The sequence below is a fragment of the Bartonella sp. AP40SXNS genome (assembly GCF_042195825.1).
Taxonomy (GTDB): domain Bacteria; phylum Pseudomonadota; class Alphaproteobacteria; order Rhizobiales; family Rhizobiaceae; genus Bartonella.
Window position 1 is genome coordinate 1 of the sequence record NZ_JBHIPB010000017.1, and the last position, 18073, is coordinate 18073.

Annotated in this window: 17 protein-coding genes, 3 tRNA genes and 2 pseudogenes; 20 read left to right on the forward strand and 2 right to left on the reverse strand. The window is 37.5% G+C overall.

The window, feature by feature from the left end; genetic code table 11:
- Nucleotides 1-220: 220 nt before the first annotated feature.
- The 12 genes and pseudogenes from ACFILZ_RS08520 to ACFILZ_RS08575 all read left to right on the forward strand — a co-directional run bounded on the left by ACFILZ_RS08520 (nucleotide 221) and on the right by ACFILZ_RS08575 (nucleotide 6011).
- A pseudogene (locus ACFILZ_RS08520) lies at nucleotides 221-951 on the forward strand (Rha family transcriptional regulator).
- A 12-nt stretch (nucleotides 952-963) separates the two neighbouring features.
- Nucleotides 964-1236, forward strand: coding sequence for a hypothetical protein (locus ACFILZ_RS08525; protein ID WP_375610885.1), 273 nt, complete (start codon nucleotides 964-966; stop codon nucleotides 1234-1236).
- A gap of 58 nt (nucleotides 1237-1294) precedes the next feature.
- Entirely contained in the window at nucleotides 1295-1672 is a 378-nt protein-coding gene (locus ACFILZ_RS08530) for a hypothetical protein (protein WP_375610886.1), read from the forward strand.
- Entirely contained in the window at nucleotides 1672-1878 is a 207-nt protein-coding gene (locus ACFILZ_RS08535; protein WP_375607463.1) for a hypothetical protein, read from the forward strand. The genes ACFILZ_RS08530 and ACFILZ_RS08535 overlap by 1 nt, the downstream gene beginning before the upstream one ends.
- On the forward strand, nucleotides 1853-2410 hold the full coding sequence (locus tag ACFILZ_RS08540; RefSeq protein ID WP_375610887.1) for a hypothetical protein: 558 nt from the start codon (nucleotides 1853-1855) through the stop codon (nucleotides 2408-2410). The genes ACFILZ_RS08535 and ACFILZ_RS08540 overlap by 26 nt, the downstream gene beginning before the upstream one ends.
- A 53-nt stretch (nucleotides 2411-2463) precedes the next feature.
- Nucleotides 2464-3276 (forward strand): phage recombination protein Bet, encoded by an 813-nt coding sequence (gene bet, locus ACFILZ_RS08545; RefSeq protein ID WP_375610888.1) that lies wholly within the window; start codon nucleotides 2464-2466, stop codon nucleotides 3274-3276.
- Between the two features lies 1 nt (nucleotide 3277).
- A complete protein-coding gene (locus ACFILZ_RS08550; RefSeq protein ID WP_375607460.1) occupies nucleotides 3278-3901 on the forward strand; it encodes a lambda exonuclease family protein in 624 nt (207 codons plus the stop codon).
- Nucleotides 3902-3983: 82 nt separating this feature from the next.
- The gene (locus ACFILZ_RS08555; protein ID WP_019221612.1) at nucleotides 3984-4250 is read left to right on the forward strand and encodes an AlpA family transcriptional regulator; all 267 of its coding nucleotides are present in this window, start codon (nucleotides 3984-3986) and stop codon (nucleotides 4248-4250) included.
- 76 nt (nucleotides 4251-4326) lie between these two features.
- A complete protein-coding gene (locus tag ACFILZ_RS08560; RefSeq protein ID WP_375610889.1) occupies nucleotides 4327-4494 on the forward strand; it encodes a hypothetical protein in 168 nt (55 codons plus the stop codon).
- A gap of 117 nt (nucleotides 4495-4611) precedes the next feature.
- On the forward strand, nucleotides 4612-5031 hold the full coding sequence (locus ACFILZ_RS08565; protein WP_375607459.1) for a hypothetical protein: 420 nt from the start codon (nucleotides 4612-4614) through the stop codon (nucleotides 5029-5031).
- A 36-nt stretch (nucleotides 5032-5067) separates the two neighbouring features.
- Nucleotides 5068-5148 (forward strand): annotated as a pseudogene (locus ACFILZ_RS08570) (integrase dna protein); the annotation flags it as partial.
- A gap of 272 nt (nucleotides 5149-5420) precedes the next feature.
- Nucleotides 5421-6011, forward strand: coding sequence for an antA/AntB antirepressor family protein (locus ACFILZ_RS08575; protein ID WP_375610890.1), 591 nt, complete (start codon nucleotides 5421-5423; stop codon nucleotides 6009-6011).
- A gap of 237 nt (nucleotides 6012-6248) precedes the next feature.
- On the opposite strand, the gene ACFILZ_RS08580 is transcribed toward ACFILZ_RS08575, so the two are convergent.
- A tRNA-Leu gene (locus ACFILZ_RS08580) sits at nucleotides 6249-6334 on the reverse strand.
- A gap of 146 nt (nucleotides 6335-6480) precedes the next feature.
- Here ACFILZ_RS08580 and ilvA point away from each other — a divergent pair.
- The 3 genes from ilvA to ACFILZ_RS08595 all read left to right on the forward strand — a co-directional run bounded on the left by ilvA (nucleotide 6481) and on the right by ACFILZ_RS08595 (nucleotide 9992).
- Entirely contained in the window at nucleotides 6481-7758 is a 1278-nt protein-coding gene (gene ilvA, locus ACFILZ_RS08585; protein WP_375608747.1) for a threonine ammonia-lyase IlvA, read from the forward strand.
- Nucleotides 7759-7793: 35 nt separating this feature from the next.
- Nucleotides 7794-8324: a hypothetical protein gene (locus ACFILZ_RS08590; protein WP_375610898.1), complete on the forward strand. Its 531-nt coding sequence runs from the start codon at nucleotides 7794-7796 to the stop codon at nucleotides 8322-8324.
- A gap of 291 nt (nucleotides 8325-8615) precedes the next feature.
- Complete coding sequence (locus ACFILZ_RS08595; RefSeq protein ID WP_375610891.1) at nucleotides 8616-9992, forward strand: DEAD/DEAH box helicase; 1377 nt, start codon at nucleotides 8616-8618, stop codon at nucleotides 9990-9992.
- A gap of 1381 nt (nucleotides 9993-11373) precedes the next feature.
- Here ACFILZ_RS08595 and ACFILZ_RS08600 read toward each other — a convergent pair.
- Nucleotides 11374-11448 (reverse strand) — tRNA-Asn (locus tag ACFILZ_RS08600).
- A gap of 184 nt (nucleotides 11449-11632) precedes the next feature.
- Here ACFILZ_RS08600 and ACFILZ_RS08605 point away from each other — a divergent pair.
- From ACFILZ_RS08605 to ACFILZ_RS08625, 5 genes are all read left to right on the forward strand, one after another.
- Nucleotides 11633-11706, forward strand: a tRNA-Cys gene (locus tag ACFILZ_RS08605).
- Nucleotides 11707-11926: 220 nt separating this feature from the next.
- Complete coding sequence (locus tag ACFILZ_RS08610) at nucleotides 11927-12601, forward strand: protein-L-isoaspartate O-methyltransferase (RefSeq protein ID WP_375610893.1); 675 nt, start codon at nucleotides 11927-11929, stop codon at nucleotides 12599-12601.
- A gap of 108 nt (nucleotides 12602-12709) precedes the next feature.
- Nucleotides 12710-13960 (forward strand): TolC family outer membrane protein, encoded by a 1251-nt coding sequence (locus tag ACFILZ_RS08615; protein WP_375607443.1) that lies wholly within the window; start codon nucleotides 12710-12712, stop codon nucleotides 13958-13960.
- Between the two features lie 252 nt (nucleotides 13961-14212).
- On the forward strand, nucleotides 14213-14767 hold the full coding sequence (locus ACFILZ_RS08620; protein WP_375610894.1) for a DUF2497 domain-containing protein: 555 nt from the start codon (nucleotides 14213-14215) through the stop codon (nucleotides 14765-14767).
- A gap of 148 nt (nucleotides 14768-14915) precedes the next feature.
- Nucleotides 14916-17639, forward strand: a complete 2724-nt coding sequence (locus ACFILZ_RS08625; protein WP_375610895.1) for a valine--tRNA ligase — start codon at nucleotides 14916-14918, stop codon at nucleotides 17637-17639.
- The last annotated feature ends 434 nt before the right edge of the window (nucleotides 17640-18073 follow it).

The window sequence follows — 18073 nt, forward strand, 5'->3', positions numbered from 1 at the left end:
CAGACAGAAGATTTGTCCAAAATCTGAAATAGAAATAGATAAAGCCGATAATCATTACTTCAAAATTCACGCAGCAAGAAAAGTTGCTCAAACAGAACGCCATAGAAACATGGGCAGACAATTATATCAAATCTTGCATTTTCTTTAATTAAGGAAGTGATGATGCAAAATTTTATTAGAACATATGAAAAAAATACAAGCTTCTTGAAAGGAGTCCATCATGCATAATTTTGTCACAACGGCCAAAAGCAATTTTAATAACCAAACTGTTCAAACTATGTCCAGTCGTGAAATTGCAGAGTTATGCGGTAAAAGACATGACCATGTTATGCGTGATATCAAGAAAATGCTTGAAGAACTTAACGCCCCCAAATTTGGGGGGGTGATTTTAGTGGTTATTATCCTGATGGCAAAGGTGAAAACCGACCTTGTTATAACCTCCCCAAACATGAATGCTTAATTCTCGTATCTGGTTATAGCACTGCCTTACGAGCAAAAATAATTGATCGTTGGCAAGAATTGGAAAAGCAAGCAGTAACACCACAAATCGACTATTCAAGTCCAAAGGCTATGATTGGCTTTTTGAATTACCTACAAGGTCAAATAGATCAAAAAGACACCATCATTGAAGATTTAACACCAAAAGCCATGGCTCTTGAAAGCTTACAGCGCCATGATGGGCTCTTTGGTCTTACAGAAGCTGCTAAAATACTCGAGATGCAACCAAAACAATTCATTCAATTCTTACAGCAAAAAGGGTGGATTTACAGACGTGCAGCGGGTGGAAATTTGCTACCGTATCAAGACAAAATCCAAAAGCAACTTATGGATTGTCCAACCATCACACTTCAAACCGCAAGTGGAATAGAAAAAGTTATTCCTTGCGCAAAAATTACCACAAAAGGCATGGGGCTGTTGTCTCAAGAGCTTAAAAGACAAAGCATGCATTAAGAGGAGGTTATCATGATAAAAAAGAAATATAAACTCACTGATGAAACAATCAAAATTGATGGAATAACGCTTTATCGCATACGCGCCTTAAAAGATTTTGATGATGTCAAAGAAGGCGACCTTGGAGGCTCTTTGTCGAGAGTGAATGGAATCTTAGCCATGATGATAATTGCTGGGTTGGAGGCAATGCTTGTATTTATCAAAATGCATATATCTCTGAAAATGCGAAGGTTTATGATGATGCCGAAGTTTATAATAACGCAAAAGTTCGTGGTAATGCCATAGTAGCCGGCGATACAGCATTTTATGGAAGTGACGCTATTTTAAGGTAGGGGGATAAATCATGGAAAAAAAATACGAATTGACTGATGAAATGGATGAAGTTGGCGGACGCACGCTTTACCGCATACGTGCATTAAAAGATTTTGGAAATGTCAAAAAAGGTGACCTTGGCGGTTTTATTGAAAAGGAAGGCAATCTTAGTCATGGGGGCGATTGTTGGGTTGGAGATTATGCTAGGGTTTATGATAATGCTCGTGTTTATCAAAATGCACATATTTCCGGTTATGCCTATGTTTATGGTGATGCGCGGGTTTATGGAGATGCACTCGTTTCTGATGAAGCAAAAGTTTACAATTATGCAAAAATTTACGGTGATGCGGATTTACGTTGTGAAGATTGGATTGGCAGCAATAGCAGAATATCCACTGGAGCAAACTGATGGAAAAGAAGTACGAACTTACTGATGAGAAAGCTGAGTTTAAAGGGGTAACTCTACACCGTATCCGCGCCTTAAGAGACTTTGGCAAAGTAAAGAAAGGTGATTTAGGTGGATTTATTGAAAAGGAAAAAAACTTAGGTCATGATGGCAATTGCTGGGTTTATGATGATGCCAAGGTGCTTGAAAGAGCTACCATTATTTCATAATGCCAAGATATTTGATGGCGCTTATATTAGTGGAAATGCCTCTGTTTATTCCGATGCACAAGTCTATAGTCGTGCTGTTGTTTACGGTAATGCAGAAATTTCTGGTAATGCACATGTTTTTGGTGAGGCTGTTGTTCGCGACGAATCTCGTGTTTACGGTAACGCAGAAGTTTACAGTAACGTACACATTTATGGTCGCGCACAAGTTTTTGAAAATGCACGAATAAGGAATAGTGCCCAAATTTACGACAATGCTTATGTATCTGGGAATACAATAATTTGTGGTCCTGCTCTCATTTATAACAATGCTAAAGTTTATGGTGATGTCATTATATCGTGCTCTAATTTCTATGAAGATGACATTCATTATGGAAATGTTGAGATTTTTGGAAATGCAGAAGTTTATGAGAATGCTCGCATTTACGACGCAGTCAAGATTTTTAGAAATGCCAAAGTTTGTGGATTAGCTAATATTCGCGGAAACACAAGAAGTCCTCAAGACATAAAAATTTTAAAACCAAACAACTTTTAACACAAGCATGATTCACGCCACGGGAGAATTGCGTGCAAATCAAGGAAACAATAATGACAAATTCTTCTTTAACAACCATGGCAAGCAAATATGGCTTTTCTCATGATGAATTTCGTAAAACAATTATCAAAACATGTATCAATCATAACTTCTCTGATGAAGAATTCGCTGCTTTTATCTGTGTTGCCAATACTTATGGATTAAACCCATTAACAAAAGAAATCTATGCATTCCCTAAAAAAGGCGGCGGTATTATCCCTGTTGTCTCTATTGATGGCTGGATTAAGATCATCAAATCTAATTCTCAATTCGATGGCATGACTTTTCTAGATCAACTCGATAAAGATGGTAATCTGATTGCTATAAAATGCGCTATTCGTCTCAAAGGTATTAAAGACCCTATCGAGGTCACAGAATATTTATCGGAATGTAAGAAAGAAAAAAGTGAACCATGGGAAAAATATCCAGCACGCATGTTGCGTCATAAAGCAACTATACAATGTGCTCGTTACGCTTTCGGTTTGTCCGGTATTTATGAAGAAGATGAAGCGGCTCGTATTAATAATACCACACAAGTACAACTTGTTTCTCATGACATGCTTATACAAATCCAAGAATTAATTGAAGAAACTGGAACCAATGAAAAAAGGATACTTGATTATGCAAAAGTCGAGAGCCTTGAAGCTATTCCTGATGAAAAAGCAAAAATAATTTTTGATATATTGCAAGAGAGGCAAAAAGCTAAAACAGAGCAATCTCATTCACCACAAAAGCAAATAGACGCGCCTATACAAGAAGCAGAATATATCCATATTCAAGATATCGAATATGCACAAACTCAACAAGAGCAACAAACGGCGGTGTGAAATGGAACAAAGAACAGCAGAGTGGTTTCAAGCCCGTTTAGGAAAAGTCACCGCATCAAACGTTTACAACGTACTCAGTAAAACAGCAAAGGGAACCCCTACAAGCAAATATGAAGACTACAAAATTAAACTCATTACAGAGCGTTTAACAGAAGAAGTAAGCCAATTTTATACAATACCTGCTATGCAATGGGGCATTGAACATGAAGAAGATGCCTTGAAAGAATATGCATTCATTTATGATACTGAAGTCTCTCAATGCGGTTTTATCCAACACCCCACAATCCAAATGGCGGGGGCTAGTCCTGATGGGTTTGTTAGTGATGACGGTTTAGTTGAAGTCAAATGCCCACAATCCCCAAATCATCTACGTTTTTTTATAGATGACCATATAAAGCCTGAATATCGTGCGCAAATGCAATTCCAAATGGCTTGTACGGGACGAAAATGGTGTGATTTTATCAGTTATGATCCACGTTTTACGAGGCAATCAACATACCTGCGCATGAAAATCAAACGCATTCACCGTGATGAAGAACACATTGAACAGATTAATCAAGCGGTCGAAGTCTTTTTAGCAGAAATAGAACAAGAGATGCAAAAGATTTTGACAAAAGCCGCTTGACGTTATGGGGGTGCTCTCTCCTCCCAGCACCCCCACCTATTTATAATTATTCTAAACACTTAGATAATAAGGAGAGTTTTAAATGAACGAAGAAAAATTAACTGCCTCAATAGAAAAAGTAAGCTTATTCGAACAAGCTTTACTGTCGATGCGTTTGCAACGGCTTGTCAATATACAAGATCTCTCAATTTATCTCGGAATGTCAATGACATATATTAGAGAGCTTGTAAAAATCGGAGCTTTTCCTAAGCCTATACAAGAAGGACGATACCTAAAATGGGATCTTGTTGAAATTGATCGTTATATTGAAGCTAAAAAAACTGAAAGAGATTCTGTAGAATTGTCTTGAAGAAGTCCAAAGTAACGAACTGCTCGTAGAGACAGGTTAACAAAAATGACAGAAAATTATTGATAATAGCTTGATCATGAATAATTTAGTGACAATCGGTAATGATGGTATTACCGTTAAGATCTCTTTAAAAATTACAGAGGGTGTGGGGAATAGCCACGCTACAGTTATAAAGCTTGTACATCAAAATATTGAAGACTTTCAAGAATTTGGAAGGGTTGGATTTGAAATCTCACCCTTTTGAAAAAAGGGTGTTCTATTTGCTGGAAGTTCAGTGACAAATTTGAAAAATGGAGATAAGAAACATCAACAGGCTTTAAAGCCTTCTCATAGTCAATAAATCTATTAAAAAAGGGGAAAAATGAAACAAACTTTAAAATTATTAAGCTGCATAGCTTTATTAAATATGGCTGGATGTAACTCAAAGCCTCCTTCAACATCCTTTGTTATATGGGAAAAGCCAGGTGTAAACTCTACTGAGGTAGGAAAAGCACTGTTAGAGTGTGGTGCGCTATCTCCTTATAGTAGCGGTATAGACAATAGCAAATTAGGCATTCATGAATGGTCGATGATTCATGCTTGTATGATCCAATCAGGATTTCACTATAAAATTAAAGATGGGAAATGGTGTGAAAATTGTAAAGATGATAGGATTCCGGTATATTCTCTTAATAGTTCTATCAAGACTCAAAGAAGTGTTGAGAGACGCTTAAACAGCTCGTTTTGTAAAAACGACGGTATAATAAAACTTCTCAATATCAACACTCCGTTTTGCAATTGATCATCAACAATCAAAATGCTGTATGGGATAGTAATAGCTTATATGCGAACGGATTTTTTGGAACAACGCCATGCTCTCTTGGAACAGTGGGCTGCATTTATAACAGGAGATACTTGACAGGATTACAACAATGTGTCTATTGTCGAATCAGGTGCCTAGAAAACACCTTAGACACATAGCGGATAGATTGCCGATACAATCTTTTCTCCGCACATTAAAGGCTTTGACTCATTGTATGTCACACACATATAATGGCTTTGCCGGGTGTGGTTATGCTATACAATACCCTTTTGGGGAAGGCATAACGACGGGCTATGTGCCGTGTTTTCTAGCACCCGGCGCTCTTCTAGAGTGTCAATAGAAGACATTTAAACACATAGGAGTTCATTATGAACATTCTTATAAAAATTACGGAACAAACAATTGATCAAGAAATAGTTCAAACAGTAAATGCACGTGAGTTGCATACGTTTTTGAAGGTCACATCTCGTTTTAACGATTGGATTATTAATCGTATTAAAGAATACGGTTTCCTAGAAAATAAGGACTTTGTGAGTTTTACTAAAAATTTAGTAAAACCTAATGCCTATCAAGAAAATCAAGGTGTTATGAGTTTCGGTAAAAATTTACCGAAACCTAAAGGTGGTCGTCCAAGTATCGAATATCACCTCACTCTAGACATGGCAAAAGAGCTTTCCATGGTTGAACGCAATGAGAAAGGCAGACAAGCTCGTCGTTACTTTATTGAGTGTGAGAAAAAGTTAAAAAGCCAATCTGTTGATTATGATAATGATACACGCTTTGATTTACCAAGCCATTGGGAGGGTATGAGTGCTGGTGAAAAAGCTTTGTATCTTTTAGGTCCTATCCATGTTCGTCTTATTGATGTTTTTAGAGTCGATGAAGAGAATAGAAAATATAAAGCTCTCATTAAAGAAGCTAAGCGGGTTTTAGCAAGGTCTGTTACGAAAGCTGCTTAGTTTGGAAAATTGATTCTATCTCCTCGTCTTTTATGGCGGGGAGGGGAATTGGGGAGTCGAAGCAAAACATGGTATGGTGATTTAGTTCCAAAATATGCCCCAAAAAAGAAGCAATGATTCGTGTTTTAGTACTATCTCAATACCATCTGATAGCGTTATGATAGGGTTTTAAAAGGTGGTTTAATTTTTTCTAATTTCTAATAAATTACTGAAAAATAAGGGGAAATCCACATACAATGGTGCGGACGGCGGGACTTGAACCCGCAAGGTCTTCGACCGGCAGATTTTAAGTCTGCTATGTTTACCGTTTTCATCACGTCCGCGATGTGAGTTCTCTCATAAGCTATATCTTTTATTGAATCAAGAATTAATGACAAAAGAAACATTTTTCATTTTTTAGTGAAATTTTGACTGACAATAGTTTCCTTTATCGATAGAAAAAGCTTTTATAATGTAAATAAAGTATGAAATGATTAGTGTTATGAGTCAATTTATTCAAGACGTCACAAAAGCTATGGTGGGATTGCATCACGTGTTTGCTGAAACACCACTTCAAAGAAATGATTTTCTTAGCCAAAAGTATGATGCAGAAATTTATTTAAAGCGTGAAGATTTAACACCGGTGCGGTCTTATAAGATTCGTGGTGCTTTCAATTTTGTTTCAGAAATGCTTAGCTGTATATCACCAGATTCTGCATTTGTTTGTGCTTCAGCGGGGAATCACGCGCAAGGGGTTTCTTTTGTTTGTCGTTATTTTAAACGTAAAGGCGTGATTTTCATGCCTATGACAACGCCACAACAAAAAATTGAAAAAACACGTATTTTTGGTAAAGAATTCATTGATATTCGTTTGGTTGGTGAAACATTTGATCAATGTTATGAAGCTGCACAATCCTTTGTCGTAGAGAGCGGTGGTGTAATGGCTCCACCTTTCGATGATATTCGCATTATTACGGGGCAAGCAACAGTGCTTTGTGAGGCTGCTTTACAATGGAAAAAACTCAATGGAGAAAGTGAGCCAGATTTGATGATTGTGCCGGTAGGTGGGGGTGGTTTGGCAAGTGGAGTGAGCAAGTTTCTACATGAGTATGGTTGGAAAACAAAGCTTCGTTTTGTTGAGCCGCAAAGAGCAGCAAGTTTACTTGCTTGTTTGGAGAGTGGAAAACGCGTCAAGCTTGAAAGCATTGATACTTTTGTAGATGGTGCTGCTGTGGCTGAAATTGGTGCACTAAACTATACAATTCTAAAGCAATTTCCCCCTGATTCTGTCATTACGGTTCCTGAAAATCGCGTTTGTTCTACGATGGTTGAAATGCTTAATGTTGAAGGTGTGGTTCTTGAACCGGCTGGTGCTTTATCGATTGATGCACTTAACAGTATTCCTCCTCAAGAGTTAAAGGGGAAAAAAATTCTTCTTGTTATTTCAGGAGGTAATTTTGATTTTGAGCGTTTGCCAGAAATTAAAGAGCGTTCTTTACGTTTCCAAGGGTTGAGAAAATATTTTATTTTTAGTTTTCCGCAACATCCTGGTGCATTGCGTCATTTTCTTTCCACATTATCGCCAGATGATGATATCGTACGTTTTGAATATCTTAAAAAATCAGCGAGAAACTTTGGTTCTGTATTGGTTGCGATTGAAACAAAAAAATACGGTAATTTTTGTCTTTTAGAGGAAAAATTTCAAACGTTAGGTTGGCGTTACCGTGATATTACTGATGATCAAACGTTATTTGATTTTGTTATTTGAAAAACTGAAATTTTACTAAAAAAAGAAGTATAATGATGAAACCTATTTTTTATTCGGTGCTGAGTCTATTTTTCTTTTTGATTGTTAATCAACAGAGTTTAGCATCTCAGCCAACAATAGTACAAAAAGATGAACTTTCAAGAGTCGTTGTTGATGTCAATAATGCTATAAAAAATGGGGATTTTATGCCTATTTCTCGTTATATGCCTGAGCGGCTTTATAAAGAGATGGCATATCGATTGAATACAACAGAGAGTGCTTTACGTAGTGATTTTCTTCAACAGTTGCATAAGAAGTTTGAGGGGTTGCCTTCTGGTGCTTATTATTTAGATAAAGAAAATATAGAGTATTTACAAACTGATAACGGTACTTTGTATGCTTTAATTCCAACAGTTCTTGAGATGAAAGATCGCATCATTCAATATAAAACTTTGGCGATTTTTGATAAAAACCAATGGTATTTAATTTATGGCGGTCAAAAAACTTTACAAAATCCAGTTTTTCTCGAGATTTATCCTGATTTTATCAAGGTACATTTACCGATGGACACAATCATCAAAAAGTAAACGATCTAAATATTGTTTTTATTCATGATAAATGTATTTCGTAAAGTTCTTGCTTTTTTATCATAATCCAAAGATAATAGAGGTGAAGGCATTTAGGCTGGTTTGTTGGCTTTTTGTAAAGTGAAGTTTATACGCCTTTATCTTGATTTCAAGGTGTTCATGAGTTGCGCAAGCCGCTTTTTAGGCGTTGCTTCATTTAAAATGTCAGGGATTTCTCTTGCGCGGATTCTTGAGTGGAGAGTTCAGATGGTTACTTCATTTTGAGTTCTTCAGCTAAGGAAAGATTTTATTTTGCCTATAAAAGAAGAAAATGTTTTTACAAAGTTAGGTTTGCCTACTCTTTTGATTAAAAATTTACTCATTGCTGGGATGAATAAACCTAAACCTATACAAGAACAAGCTATTCCAGTGATGTTGAAAGGACACGATATTTTAGGTGTTGCTCAGACAGGTTCTGGAAAAACCTTGGCATTTAGCTTGCCTATTTTAAGTCAGATTTTGGCTTTAGGTGATAAACGATGCCCTAAAACTGCACGCGCTTTGATTTTAGCTCCAACGCGTGAACTTGCTGTTCAGATTGATGAAACGATTCGCACTGCGGCGAAAGGAGCACATCTTTCAACATGTCTTATTTTTGGGGGCGTATCACGTTTAAAACAAATTAAACGTATGGAAGCAGGTGTGGATGTTTTGATAGCGACTCCAGGGCGTTTGAGAGATCTTGTTCGTGAAAAGTGTGTTGATCTTTCCCAATCTCGTTTTTTGATTTTGGATGAAGCAGATCGTATGTTGGATATGGGGTTTATTCATGATGTTAAGCAAATTGCAAAGCTTTTGCATCAAGAGCGTCAGACAGCACTCTTTTCTGCAACAATGCCGAGGGAAATTGCTGTGCTTGCAAAATGTTTACTCAATGATCCGGTTAAAATTGAAGTTGTTCCTCAAGGTACTACGGCTGTAGAGATTTGCCAAAAATTATATTGTGTTCCTACGAATGAAAAAAAGAATGTTTTAAGTAAACTTTTGACAAATCCAGCTTTTGATTCGGTTATTGTTTTTACTCGAACGAAACATGGGGCAGATGCTGTCACGCGTAGTTTAGAAAAGGTAGGATATTTAGTCGCAACAATTCATGGAAATAAATCACAAGGTGCTCGCCAGTCTGCTTTAAAAGCTTTTCGTGAAAGATCTGTGCAGATCCTAGTGGCAACAGATATTGCTGCACGCGGTATTGATATACCAGGGATAAGTCACGTTATTAATTACGACTTACCAGATGAAGCTGAAAGTTATGTACATCGTATTGGTCGTACAGGACGTAATGGTGCATCTGGTGTAGCACTTACGCTTTTTGATGAGAAGATAGAAAGGTCCCGCTTGCGTGCTATAGAGCGCTTGATTCGTATGAAATTGGTGGCTGAGGCTGTTCCAGAACAATTTGCAGCGTTTCCAGAAAAGCCAATTGTACGAGAAAGTAAAGAAAACGATAAGGAACGCCGTTTTAAAAAATCTAAACGTCAAAAACAGTTTTTAGGTCGAAAAGATGATGCTGCACAGTTGCAGCGGAAGAATTCTTCACTTCAAAATGAGAGGCAGCAAAAAGCAAAACCGATAGTAAAGCGTGCAAAGACTTTTCGTTTTCGGAAATCAGTTAAGAAGGCTGCTTAGATAAAGTCTTGAAAAAAGATCATGTATAGGAGATTTTTTACTTTTGTTGATTTATTCTCAATTGAAAAGAGTTAAAAGTAAGAAGATTCTTCAGAGCTTTTCATTTTTTAGAAATGAAAACTTCTAACCGTTTGGATTTATTTAAAAATCATTATTGTAGAGGCAATTATTTATTTGCTTTATTCCCATTTTTAAAAATGGGAATAAAAGTAGATTTTATTTATATAAAAATTATTTTTATAAAGGATGTGTTTTATCTTTAATGATAACTTTTAATTTTAAAAATTGATGTCTAATAATAACTCATTGTTTTATATATTTAATAATTCATTATATCGTATTTTTTTCATTTTTAAGTTATTTATGCGGATCAATCAAAAGTATTCGCTTGCACGTTATGTGTGAAGTTGTCATATAAATAAACATTTGAAAAATAAATAAAATAATTTTTATAAACTCTTTCAAAGGCAATGGGGGATTGCTGAGATTGAGAGTTGAAAAATAGTACGATGGTATGACTTTTATTATAAATAAAGATGGGGCTGATCAATCGATTTCATTTTATACCATTTACGGGGGTGTCATTGTGAAAGAGTCTTGGGGAATTTAAGAGATATCTCTTTAAAAAAGCATGTGACTGCATAATACAATAGCGAGAATGTCATGATTTCTGAAGGCTTTCTCAGGATTCTTAACAATTTAGCTTGTTATCTTGGTTTTTACTGTAAAACACTATTATTTGGGGGGGGGGATATAAAGTATTTGGGAGATATAAAGCCTATAAGACTTTATGTATTAAATGTTTTATGACAGTGTGGTGAACAAGGCAAGGTTGTTTGTAAAGCGTTGAAGTCGTTAGCAGGAGGAATAACCTGTTAGATAAGACGTCGGAGTGTTTACAGATTTGTTTTATATTTTTTGCTTTTAGGATGGGGAGGAGATTATGTGGGGTGTATGGAGATAATATATGACCTTGATTATTGATTCTTCCATTTTTCAAAATGATTGCTTCATGAGCAGGTTTTTAAGTTTAATTTCTTTATTGAGTATAAATCATTCTTTCTTTGGAAAAAAATATGATGCAGTTTCATTGCTGATGGAGCTTAATAATTCATCTTTGATGAAAGAAATCGTAATTTATAATATGCAAATAATTGCAGTGCCCTCTTATAGAAGCGCGGTGGTTTGAAAAAAGTAATCTTATTTGTGCTATTCTAAAATGAATCAATTGCTTTTTGCGTTCATTGCAAAAAAACACATCCCGTATGATATTGCGTTTCTATATTTATTGCAAAAATCCTATTCCCTCACTTTTATTAACGAATCCCTCATGTCTAAAAGCTTGAGAAAAAACAATAAACTACGTGGAATAAAAGAAAAGTGGCTCCCCGGGCCGGATTCGAACCAGCGACCAACCGGTTAACAGCCGGTTGCTCTACCGCTGAGCTACCGGGGAACGGTGCCCAATTATTTAATTGAAAAGGCTATAGCAAAGCAATACTGATTTGCAAAGGATAAAATTACTTTTTTTAAAAAAATATGATAAATTGTGTAATAAGAGGAAAAAAGGTGTGAGAAGATTTCTACACCTTGACGGATGCGTTGCCTTCCCTTATGGAAACCTTTATGTTTGTTGACGAGGCCTCGTGGCGGAATGGTTACGCAGAGGACTGCAAATCCTTGTATCCCGGTTCGATTCCGGGCGAGGCCTCCAGCCGATTTTAAACGAAACGGCTTTTAGGGGAGATGAGGTATAGGAAAATAGATTATTTCCCTCTATTCTTGTGAAGACACTTTTATGTGAGAGATTATATAGTTAAAATCTAATTGTTGACTGTGGCGTCCTTTTTTGTAACACCTATAGTTTAAGAGATCTTCGTCCCTTATTGTCGCTGTTTTGTTTGTTTTTTGTAGGTTAGGAGAAAATATTCGTTATGGTTGCAGATTTTGCTGAGCTTCGTCGCAAAATGGTTGACAATCAAATTCGTACAGTCGATGTAACGGATTTATCAGTTCTTGAAGCCTTTTTAACGGTATTTCGTGAAGATTTTGTATCGGAAGATATGAAAATGTTAAGTTATCTTGATACCGATATTGTTCTATGTCCAGTGCAAGATGGGGTTCCTGCACGCTATTTGATGAAACCTGCGTCTCTAGCAAAATTACTACAGCTTGCCGCTGTAAAATCATCAGATGTTGTTTTAGATATTGGTGCAAATAGTGGTTATTGTGCAGCGTTGCTTGCAAAACTTGCAGGGTCTGTGATTGCGCTGGAAAGTGATCAATCTCTCTTTGAACGTGCTCTTGACGCTTTAGAACGTAATCAATGTGATAATGTGGTTGTCGTTCATGGTCCTTTAGAGCAAGGATATGCCGTTGAGGGACCTTATGATGTGATTTTCATTGAGGGATCTGTTGATTTTATTCCTCAAGGTATCTTTGATCAAATGAAAGACTGTGGACGTCTTGTTGTGGTTGAAGGGCATGGAAATGCTGCTATTGCACAAATCTATTTAAAAGAAGATGGGATCATCTCGGCTCGTCGTGCTTTTAATCTTGCTGTAAAGCCTCTTCCTTGTTTTTTAAAAATACCTGGTTTTGTATTTTAGAGCTTGTTTGTTCGGTGAATAAAAGATAATTTCGTAATTTATTTGGGGTATGTTGTTGTGTGTATTGTGTTAAAAATAAACAAGAAGTTTCAGGCATGTTTGTTGTTGGTGTTGAGTATTTTTTTATCAGAGACTGTTTGTGCTGAAACATTGATGGATGCCTTTTCTAAGGCTTATAAACACAATGCTAAGTTGAATAGTGAACGTGCAGCTGTGCGTATATCCAGAGAGGATGTTGTTATTGCGCGATCGGGGTTGTTGCCACAAGTTGAGGGGGTTGGGAACTATGGGCGCAATAAGTCTTTTACAGGTCCTTATGTCACTTCTGGATCTATAGGCGTGAGATTAAATCAAAGATTATTTGACGGGTTTATCACGCAAAATATCTTTTCTTCAGCGCAAGTTAAGTTGCAGGCTCAACGTGAGTATCTTCGTAATGCTGAACAAAATACTTTTCTGGAAACTGTAACGGCTTATGCTAATGTCTATCAGGCACGTCGTATTGCCGATCTTCGGAGAGAAAATTTGGCAGCTCTTGAAGAGCAAGTTCGTTCCGATAAAGCAAAATTTGATGTGGGTGAGGGAGGGCGTGTTGATCTTGCTCAAGCTCAAGCAGCACGTTCCGTGGCAGTTTCAGAGCTGAGTCTTGCTCGTGCTGATGTAAAAGCAGCCGAGGCAGTGTATCGACAAGTTATTGGTTCTGATCCTGAAAAGTTAAAAAGCCCTCCCGTAGCCAGAGATTTTCCTGCCAACCTTGATATGGCTTACCAGATGAGCGTTTCTATGCATCCAGCAATCCTTTATGCTAAATATTTAGTCGATGCGAGTGTTTACAATGTAAAGGCAAAAGAAGGTGCATTGCTCCCTAAGGTCGATTTTTCTGCGACAGCGTCTTATAATCGAATTTATAGTGGTCCTGGAGAGGATGGCGTTTCTAAATCAATAGGGTTGTCAGTGAGTGTCCCAATTTTTGAAGGAGGGCGTACGTCTGCGCAAATTCGCCAATCAAGGGAACAGCTTGGACAGGCGCAGCTTCAACTCGATTTGGCGCATAGCAATACGCGACAAGCACTTACTTCTGCTTGGTTTCAGTTGGAGGGCGCACGCTCATCTGTTGTTGCTTATCGTGAAAGTGTTCGTGCTGCTGAAATTGCTCTGAAAGGTCGTGTTCAAGAAAATCGCGTAGGGCAAGCAACGACATTGGATGTTTTAAATTCTCGTACTCAATTGATTAATGCTCAAATTGCGCTTGCAATGGCAGAGCGTAATGCTGTTGTGGCGAGCTATAGTGTTCAATCTTCTATTGGTAAGTTGACTGCAAGTTATTTAGGTTTAAAAACAATTCAATATATCCGATAATACATAAAAGTATCTCTTTGAATCTTATTAAATTATTTTAGTTTTTAAAAGATTAGTAAGTCAACAGTTGAATATGTTGAAAGATATTGCGGCGAGATATTATTTTTATAAGTGTAGAAAACTGTGTGTAGCGCCCTCTTTATGACAAGCATATTTGAAAATATCATAGGAGGCATGTTGATCTTATAATTCTTTTGCATACACTGAAAATATGATTCTATTTGTTGTTGCGTCTTTGAGAGGTTGTAAAGTATGGTACAGAGTTCAAGCGTGTTACGTGAGCCAAGTATGGATGAAATTTTAACATCTATTCGTGAAATAATCGAAGAAAATGCGGTTCAATCTGATCACTTTTTAAATGAAGATGTTGCACTGAATGCTTCAGAAGTGGCGTCCGAGGGTATTTATGATACAACCTTATCGGTTGATGATGCTATGAAAGCTTTAGCTGATCGTATTGGTCTTTCTTCTGAAAATCAAGGAGGGAAGATAACGCAAGAGAAAGAGGATATAGAGGCAGAAAATAATACAGTTGGTATGGATATGCAAAAGATGAAGCTTTCTTCTGAAGAACGGAGTTCTGTTTATAAAGCAAAAGAATATGAAGATGAGATAAGAAAATCACAGTCAGACGCTGGAAGGGATGGTCATGTGGAATTGTCTGCATATTGTATTTCTTCTGCAGAAAAGATTGCAAAGGATGTATTGCGTCCGGCTATAGCTGAATGGTTACAGTCTAAATTGCCTGTTTTGCTGGAAGATATTTTGCGTGAAGAGATTGTGAAGGCGATTAAGAAATCGTCTTAATTATTTTTACATTATTTTTATGTTTTTCATTTTATGGGGATTTTGTTTGCGATTGTGCGAGCTCTCTAGTGAATGGCTGAGATTCACGAAATTTTGATCAGGTTTTGATCATATATTGTGTTGTTCAGCGGCGTTATGGATGGATAGAATGTTAGAAAAAAACTATGATGCTGCCTCTATAGAGCAACGGGTTGCAAAGAGATGGGAGACTCGTGGGGCTTTTAAAGCAGGAGTGGGTTCTAAAAGTGGTGCAGAAACTTTTTGCGTTATGCTTCCACCCCCGAATGTTACCGGCTCACTTCATATGGGGCACGCACTCAATACGACAATTCAAGATATAATGGTTAGATTTCAGCGGATGCGTGGCAGGAATGTGTTGTGGCAGCCTGGTATGGATCATGCTGGGATTGCTACACAAATGGTTGTAGAGCGCCAACTTGCAGAACGCCAAGAACCAACGCGTCAAGAAATGGGAAGAGAAAAGTTTATTGAGCGTATTTGGAAATGGCGTTATGAAACTGGAGGCATTATTGCAAACCAGTTGCGCCGTCTTGGGATTTCATGTGATTGGTCGCGTGAGCGGTTTACAATGGATGAGGGGTTGTCGCAGGCGGTTCGTGAAGTTTTTGTCACGCTTTATAAGCAAGGGTTGATATATAGGGATAAGCGCCTCGTCAATTGGGATCCTAAATTGTTGACAGCTATTTCAGATCTTGAAGTTGAGCAAAAAGAAGTTCAAGGACATTTGTGGCACTTTAGATATCCACTTGAAGGTAAAGTTTTTGATCCAAATGATGCGACAACTTTTATAACAGTGGCGACAACACGACCAGAAACAATGCTTGGTGATACAGGAATTGCTGTTAATCCTGAAGATGAGCGTTATAAAAATCTTATCGGTAAAAATGCTCTTTTGCCGCTTGTTGGTCGTCGGTTATTAATTGTTGGTGATATGCATGCTGATCCTGAGGCTGGAAGTGGTGCTGTAAAAATCACGCCAGCCCATGACTTTAATGACTTTGAAGTGGGGCTGCGTAATCATTTACGCTTGATCAATATTTTTACCCCAAAAGCTGAGATTTTTCTCCGTGAGAATGAAGCATTTTTTGATGGTTTGATATTATCAGATGAATTAGAAATGTTAGTAGAAAGTCTCGATAAATCTGATCGTTTTGTTGCGCGCCAGAAGATTGTTGCTTTGATGAAAGAACAGGGATATTTGGCTTCTGTTGATGATCATCCCCATATGGTTCCTCATGGAGATCGCAGTGGTGTTCCTATTGAGCCTTTTTTGACAGATCAATGGTATGTTCATGCTGCTGAATTAGCAAAGCCAGCGATAGAGGCTGTTCAACAAGGAAAAACGCAGTTCGTTCCCGATAACTGGAAAAAGACCTACTTCAATTGGATGCAGAATATTCAACCTTGGTGCATTTCTCGCCAATTATGGTGGGGACATCAGATTCCTGCTTGGTATGGACCTGATGGAACAGTTTTTGTTGAAAAAAGTGAAGAAGAGGCTTTAGATTCAGCTGTTGCTCATTATGGTGAGGTGGTTGAATTAATCCGTGATTCGGATGTTTTAGATACTTGGTTTTCATCAGCTCTTTGGCCTTTTTCAACATTAGGATGGCCCAATAAAACGACTGAGTTGTCTACTTTTTATCCAACATCTTTATGCGTGACAGGGTTTGATATTATTTTTTTCTGGGTTGCTCGTATGATGATGATGGGACTTCACTTTATGGGTGATGTTCCTTTCCCAACGGTTTATGTGCATGCTCTGGTACGGGATCAAAAGGGTGCAAAGATGTCAAAATCTAAGGGAAATATTATCGATCCCTTAGAGCTTGTTGATCAGTATAGCGCTGATGCACTTCGTTTTACTTTGGCTATTATGGCAGCACAAGGTCGTGATGTAAAACTTGATGTTTCCCGTATTGCTGGTTATCGTAATTTTGCTACGAAATTGTGGAATGCTACCCGATTTGCACAGATGAATGGTGTGAAGCATGATCCAGCTTTTAAACCAGAACAAGCAAAACTGGCGCTTAATCGTTGGATTTTAACGGAACTCTCTAAAACGATTTCAGCAGTGACAATTGGTATTGAACACTATAAATTTAATGAGTCTGCCGCTACACTTTATCGTTTCATTTGGAATACACTCTGTGATTGGTATTTGGAACTTCTCAAACCTATTTTTCAGGGGGAAAATGAAGATGCTAAAAATGAGGCTCAAGCTTGTACTGCTTGGGTTTTAGATGAAGTTTATAAACTTCTTCATCCTTTTATGCCATATATGACGGAAGAGTTGTGGTCTCTTACAGAAACGCAAGCCATCAAGCGTGAGGATATGCTCGCATTGACAAAATGGCCAGAGGAAACATTGATAGATGAAGAAGCTGCTGATGATATTAATTGGCTTATTGATGTCATCACGGGGATTCGGGCTGTACGTTTTGAAATGAATATTCCAGTGGCTACGCAAGCACCTCTTGTTGTTGTTGAAGGAGGGGAAGTAACGCGAGAGCGTGTGAAGCGTTATGATGCACTTCTTAAAAAATTAGCGCGTATTGAAGTTATTGATTTCTCTGATAAAGTTCCGGAAGTATCAGCACAAATGATTTTGGGAGAGGCTGTTTTTTGTTTGCCCTTAGGACAGTTGATTGATTTGGAAGCTGAACGTGTTCGTTTGAGGAAGGATGTTAGTAAAATTGAACAAGATATTGAAAAAATATCGCTTAAGTTAAACAACCCCCAATTTATAGCAAATGCAAAAGCAGAAATTGTTGAGCGTGAGCGGAACAGGGTTTTAGAACTGCGTGCAGCGCAGAAAAAAATATTTGTTGCTTTAGAGCGGTTAGATTGATTTCAGCTTTTTATTTTTTTGATAGATAATTTCATACCAGTAGGGCTGGTATAGATCTTCTTTAAAGGAAACTTTTCTTTTGTTAGTTTTTCATGAACGATCATAAAATCTCTACTGAAATCCATAGTTTTATGTTTATCATTAAAGAGATATCTTTTAAGGCATCTAAGCCTATTCCATGACGTAGATCATGAATGCTATAACAGTAAATCCATAGAGCTTCCCTTCTTTATGCTTGTGAAGTAGCAAGCGCCGGTATCATTCTGTCCAATCAGGACAGCTCTTGGCTCAGACCGTTCGTAAGAGGCATTTTTAGTTCTTTCTTACACAGAGTTTTTATCCACATAGCTCTCTCTACTTGTAATGTGCAAGCGGATGGTTTTGAGTGATTTAACATGGAACAGGTTTGGAATGAGAGAATCTTACGATATTTG